Source organism: Alcanivorax sp. HI0044 (assembly GCF_001634945.1).
In genome coordinates, this window is record NZ_LWEZ01001758.1 from 1 (window position 1) to 5828 (window position 5828).

Annotated in this window: 8 protein-coding genes; 6 read left to right on the forward strand and 2 right to left on the reverse strand. The window is 58.7% G+C overall.

Annotated elements, in window-relative coordinates; translation table 11 throughout:
• From purM to A3730_RS26310, 4 genes are all read left to right on the forward strand, one after another.
• On the forward strand, positions 1–709 hold a 709-nt coding region (gene purM, locus A3730_RS26295), incomplete at its 5' end, for a phosphoribosylformylglycinamidine cyclo-ligase (protein WP_063539299.1).
• On the forward strand, positions 706–1347 hold the full coding sequence (gene purN, locus A3730_RS26300) for a phosphoribosylglycinamide formyltransferase (protein WP_082872547.1): 642 nt from the start codon (positions 706–708) through the stop codon (positions 1345–1347). The genes purM and purN, both read left to right, overlap by 4 nt.
• Positions 1307–2068 carry a DUF3108 domain-containing protein gene (locus A3730_RS26305; RefSeq protein ID WP_063521069.1) on the forward strand — a complete coding sequence of 254 codons (762 nt, stop codon included), beginning with the start codon at positions 1307–1309 and terminating at the stop codon, positions 2066–2068. The genes purN and A3730_RS26305 overlap by 41 nt, the downstream gene beginning before the upstream one ends.
• Positions 2069–2070: 2 nt before the next feature.
• Positions 2071–2799 carry a DUF3108 domain-containing protein gene (locus tag A3730_RS26310; protein ID WP_063521070.1) on the forward strand — a complete coding sequence of 243 codons (729 nt, stop codon included), beginning with the start codon at positions 2071–2073 and terminating at the stop codon, positions 2797–2799.
• On the opposite strand, the gene dcd is transcribed toward A3730_RS26310, so the two are convergent.
• Positions 2796–3365 carry a dCTP deaminase gene (gene dcd / locus A3730_RS26315; RefSeq protein WP_063521071.1) on the reverse strand — a complete coding sequence of 190 codons (570 nt, stop codon included), beginning with the start codon at positions 3363–3365 and terminating at the stop codon, positions 2796–2798. The genes A3730_RS26310 and dcd overlap by 4 nt on opposite strands.
• Before the next feature lie 113 nt (positions 3366–3478).
• On the reverse strand, positions 3479–4564 hold the full coding sequence (gene apbC / locus A3730_RS26320) for an iron-sulfur cluster carrier protein ApbC (protein WP_231880707.1): 1086 nt from the start codon (positions 4562–4564) through the stop codon (positions 3479–3481).
• Between the two features lie 207 nt (positions 4565–4771).
• Between apbC and A3730_RS26325 the strand changes: the two genes are divergently transcribed.
• Together A3730_RS26325 and A3730_RS26330 are read left to right on the forward strand one after the other, a co-directional pair.
• Positions 4772–5467, forward strand: coding sequence for an SIMPL domain-containing protein (locus tag A3730_RS26325; protein ID WP_063539300.1), 696 nt, complete (start codon positions 4772–4774; stop codon positions 5465–5467).
• 12 nt (positions 5468–5479) lie between these two features.
• Positions 5480–5828 (forward strand): AraC family transcriptional regulator ligand-binding domain-containing protein (locus tag A3730_RS26330; RefSeq protein WP_197477654.1); only part of this gene is annotated, 349 nt, incomplete at its 3' end.

The window sequence follows — 5828 nt, forward strand, 5'->3', positions numbered from 1 at the left end:
CGGCAAGCTGGACGTGGAGATTGCCACCAGCGTGGTCACCGGTATTGGCGAAGGCTGCGAACTGGCCGGTTGCGCCCTGATCGGCGGTGAAACCGCAGAAATGCCCGGCATGTATGAAGGCGAAGACTACGACCTGGCGGGTTTCTGCGTCGGCGTGGTGGAAAAAGACGGCGTACTGGATGGCAGCAAGGTCGAAGCCGGCGACAAGCTGATCGCTCTGGGCGCCTCCGGCCCCCACTCCAACGGCTACTCCCTGATTCGCCGTATCATGGCCCAGGCAGACACTGACATCGATCTGGACGGCAAGCCGTTGATCGAGCACCTGCTGGAACCCACCCGCATTTACGTGAAATCCCTGCTCAAGTTGATTGAACAGGTGCCTGTCCACGCCATGGCACACATCACTGGCGGTGGCCTGCCAGAAAACCTGCCGCGGGTGCTGCCGGACAACGTCCGTGCCGTGATCGACACCAAAAGCTGGGAATTCCCGGCCGTATTCCAGTGGTTGCAGCAGGAAGGCCAGGTACCCGCCTTTGAGATGTACCGCACCTTCAACTGCGGCGTGGGCATGGTCATCGCTGTCCCCGCCAGCCACGTGGACGACGCCCTCGCCCTGCTGGAAGCCGAAGGCGAAAACGCCTTCCTGATCGGCGAAATCCAGGCCGGCGACGGCGAGCCAGACGTAGTGTTGGACGGACTGCCAGAGTGACACACCAGCTGGCGGTATTGATCAGCGGCTCAGGCACCAACCTGCAAGCGATCATGGATGCCCAGAAAGCAGGCACTCTCGACGCCGAGATTGCTGTGGTGTTCTCCAACCGCGCCAACGCCGCCGGCCTCGAGCGGGCCGCACAGGCGGGCATCCCCACGGCCAGCCTGGACCACCGCGACTACCCGGACCGGGAGCAGTTCGACCAGGCCATGATCGAGGTGCTCACCCCCTATGCCCCGGATACCGTCGTGCTGGCCGGTTTCATGCGCATCCTTTCAGCTGTCTTTGTTCGCCATTACGCCGGACAACTGATCAACATCCACCCCTCCCTGTTGCCCAAATATCGCGGGCTGAATACCCATGCCCGCGCCCTGGAAGCCGGCGACAGCGAACACGGCTGCTCCATTCATTTCGTTACGGAAGAGCTGGATGGCGGCCCACTGATCGCCCAGGCCCCCATTGCGGTGCATGCGAACGATACCGTTGATTCCCTGTCCAAACGTGTACAACAACGCGAACACCTGCTCTATCCCCAGGTGCTGCAATGGCGTGCACAAGCTAGACTGGAACTGACTGATAACGGAGTCGTACTGGATGGGAAGCCACTCCCCGCGCAGGGTTACACACTGGCGTAACCCTCTACGCATTATTCTACGCAACCCCCTGATTCTCGCTGCTATCCTGCTGGCGAATCTGGCCTTTTCTTCCGCCGCCACCGGGGACGAAACGCCATCACCGTTCCGTCTGGACTACCGCCTGAAAAGCGAAGGTATTCCATTCAGCATCGTCGCCACCCGCTCTCTCAGCCAGGTTCAGGACGGGCTCTGGAAAATGGAAGTCCACGCCAAAAACTGGCTCGGTGAGATTCGCGAAACCGCCCTGTTCAACTGGCAAGGCTGTACCCCGCTGAGCAATTACTACGGTTACGAGCGCCGCGGACTGGGCAAGGTCAAAGAAGCCAAGCTACATATTGATCGCCAGACCGGCGTGGCCGCCAGCGAGCGCACCGACAAACCCATGCGCAGCTACGAGGTAAGCGACAACGCCACCGACGAACTCTCCGTCTCCCTGGCCCTGCAGTGCAAATTGCGCGACGGCGCCAAAAAAGTAGAACTGCAAGTGGCCGATGAGCGTGCGCAGAAAACCCACCACTACACCGTCACTGGCCCTGAAACACTGACCATCGACGGCGACAAGGTGAAAACACTGAAAGTGCAACGCCAGCGTGGCAAGAACAGCGAACGGCAAACCTACATGTGGTTCGCTCCGGGCTATGACTATACGCTGGTGCAACTGATGCAGAAGAACGACGATGGCGAACACCTGATGACCCTGCAATCACTGAAAGGACTCTGAGCGTGCGGTTGATTTCACTTTTGCTGGTGCTGGCCAGCGGCCTGGCCACGGCCAACGAGCCCCTGGCCCCCTTTTCTGCCGAGTTTCGTATTTATGTGAACAAGCTGCCTACCCCGGTCAAAGCCGAACTGGTGCTGGAACCGGCAGAGGGCGACGACTACTACCATATGTTGCTCAAGGCGAAATCGTTTCTGCTCAGCAACACAGAGGAAAGCTATTTTCACTGGCGTGACTGCCAACCGCGCACGGCGCGCTACGTGCATGAATTCAAGGGATTCGGTCAACGACGTTTCCACCACATGGATTTTGAGTGGAACCCGCCACGGGTACACAACGAATCTGAAGACGACAAGGAAAGCCTGGATATCCCCGACAACACGCTGGATGAGCTGACGATTCTGCTACGGGGGCGCTGCGTGTTTGCCACCGGCGACAAGTCTTACTCCGTGACCAGTGTCTACGGCGACAAAGTGCGCGAACATCATTTTGAAGTGATCGACAGGGAAACCCTGAAAACACCGCTGGGCAAACTGGATACCCTGCTGGTTGAAAAGAAACGTACCGGGGACAGCAAAGAAAAACGGCGCACCCTGTTCTGGGTAGCGCCGCAGCTGGACTACATGGTGGTACAGGCCAAACACATTGAGAGCACCCTGTTGAAAGCCGAGATGATCATGATCGACTACAACGGCCCGGAACTCGTTCCGGACTCAGCGCCCGCGTCAGACTAGGCCCGTGGCAGGGTCACGCCACGCTGGCCCTGGTACTTACCGCCCCGATCCATGTAGGAGGTTTCACACACCTCATCGGATTCAAAGAACAGCATCTGCGCCACCCCTTCGTGGGCATAGATTTTTGCCGGCAGGGTGGTGGTGTTGGAAAACTCCAGCGTCACATGCCCTTCCCACTCGGGTTCCAGCGGCGTGACATTAACGATAATGCCGCACCGTGCGTAGGTGGATTTGCCCAGGCAAATAGTCAGCACATTTCGGGGGATACGGAAATATTCCACCGTGCGGGCCAGGGCAAAGGAGTTCGGCGGGATAATGCAATACTCCCCCTTCACATCCACAAAGCTGCGTTCATCGAACGCTTTCGGGTCCACCGTGGCGGAATGGATATTGGTGAACACCTTGAACTCGTCGGCGCAGCGCACATCGTAGCCATAACTGGACACGCCGTAGGAGATCAGTTTTTCACCGTTCTCATCCGCGCGAATCTGCCCGGTCTGAAATGGCTCGATCATGCCTTTCTCGGCGGCCATGCGGGAAATCCAGCGATCCGATTTAATAGTCATTTACGCCTCAATGTTTCAGAGTAGTTAGCGTTCAAGCGGCCAATGGTATAGACGCCGGACGCCGGACGCCAGATGTGTGACGCAGCCGGCCAGCCCCCTCATCAGGCTCTTGTTCAATGCTGCGTCACACTGGGAAACGCCCGCTTGCCGACTTCCGTCAGTGAAAGCCGGGCAGCCAGACGCCGGGCAGCCGACCGGTAGAGGGCAGCCTCATCACTGTCGGGGAACGCCTGCATTACCGGCTCACCCTTGTCTGCCTGCTCGCGGATACGCAGGGACAATGGCAGCGCAGCCAACACCTCAGTGCCATAATCTGCTGCCATTTTGTCGCCACCACCCTGACCGAAAATAGCCTCCTGATGCCCGCACTGGTTACAGACATGCATGGCCATGTTTTCCAGGATTCCCAGCACCCGGATATCCACCTTGCGGAACATTTCCACGCCCTTGATGGCATCCAGCAACGCAATATCCTGCGGCGTGGTAATCACCACGGCACCCGCCACCGGAATTTTCTGGGCCAGCGTCAGCTGGATGTCCCCGGTTCCGGGGGGCAAATCCACCAACAGATAGTCCAGATCATGCCAGCGGGTCTGTTCCATCATCTGCACCAGCGCGCCGCTGGCCTTAGGCCCACGCCACACCACCGGTGTCTGCTTTGTGGTCAGGTACCCCATGGACATGGTCTGCAAACCGTAGGCGTCCACCGGCACAAAAAATTTGCCGTCCAGCAATTGGGGGCGTGTACCGTCGGGCAACCCCAGCATCAACGGCTGGCTGGGCCCGAACACGTCCGCGTCCAGCAACCCAACACGGGCGCCCTCCGCCTGCAGCGCCAGCGCCAGATTCACTGCCGAGGTGGATTTGCCCACCCCGCCCTTGCCGGACGCAACGGCAATGATATTGGCGACCTGGTCCCGCGCCGGCAGGCTGCTTTGCGCCCGGTGCGGCACAATGCGACTTTCCACCGTCACTGACAGGGAACGCTGCTCCAGTACCGGAGCCATGTGTGCGTGGATGGCATCAATCAGCGCGTCACGAATACTGTCGCAGGGATACCCCAGAGTTACCGTGGCCGTCACGGCTGAATCACTCAACTGAAACGCACTGATGCCATTGACCTGATTCAGGCTAATCCCCAGATCCTCGGGAATAAAATCGCCCAGGTGCTGTCGAATCTGCTGTTCCGATTTATCCATGGCTGAACTCATGACCGTACTCACCGATTGCCTCTGCCTCACGAGCTGCGATGATAGGGGCTAACGGACCAACAACCAAGGGGCCTTTACCCTGCGTTCTGTACGGGAAACCGTTCGTTTAAACGGTTTGCACGAGATGAGTTGCGTAAACCTGACCGATAAGCAAAATAGAACTTTGCCGCTTGCACGGCAGTACAAGGAGATATCATGAAAGTTGTATCCGCTGCGACCTTGTTGATCGCTGGCACACTGGCGCTGGCCGGTTGTGATAACACCACCATCAATACCACCCGCGACAGCATCACCGTATCCGGCAGTGGTGAAATCAGCGCCCAACCAGACCGTTTCACGGTGGTCGCTACCGCCAGTGAAAACGGCGATGACATCGCCGGTATGAAAGATCGCGTGGATGAGTCTGTCAGCAATATGCTGGATCTCGCAGACGACCTGGATATCGAAGAAAAGGCCGTCACCGCCAGCACCATGCAAGTCACCCCCCAATGGCAGTATCAACCCGAACGCAAACTGATTGGCCACCAGGTCAGCCGCGACGTGAGCTTCAAGGTCGACGGCCTTGAAACCTATGCGGAGCTACTGGAAGGACTTGCCGAACAGGGCGTACGTAACATCCGCCCCGCCGGTGCGGAAGTTAGCAACCGCGACCAGCTGGGCAACCAGGCCCTGGAAAAAGCCGTGGCTGATGCCCGTCAACGGGCAGAGATCATTGCCGAAGCCGCAGACCGTGACCTGGGCGAAGCCTTCCAGATCACCGCTCAGGGGATCCACCACCCGCAACCGGTGATGATGATGGCTCGCAGCAAAGAAAGCGGTGCCGCAGACAGTTACCGGGCCGGCGAAACCGAGATTTCCGCCCAGGTACAAATCACCTTTGAACTGAACTGAGCGAACATCCCCATGGATGCACTGGGCCAGATTTGTAGCGCCGCACTTCAGCAGTACCTGGCTCACGGGCAAGCCCGTGGGCTGGATACGGCTGCGGCGCTGCAGCAGGCCAACCTGGACCCCGGCCATATCCAGAAACCGGATACCCGCATTCATGGTCAGGATTTTCAGACCCTGCTGCACGCCCTCATCAAACAGTCCGCCGACCCCCTGTTCGGGTTACACACTTCCGAATTTGTGCAGCCCGGTTCCTACAATGTGATGGGCTATATCGCCATGAGCGCCAGCACGCTTCAGGAAGCGTTATCCAAGGTCAGCCTGTACGAAAAGCTGGTTGGTGACATGGGCACCACAGACACCA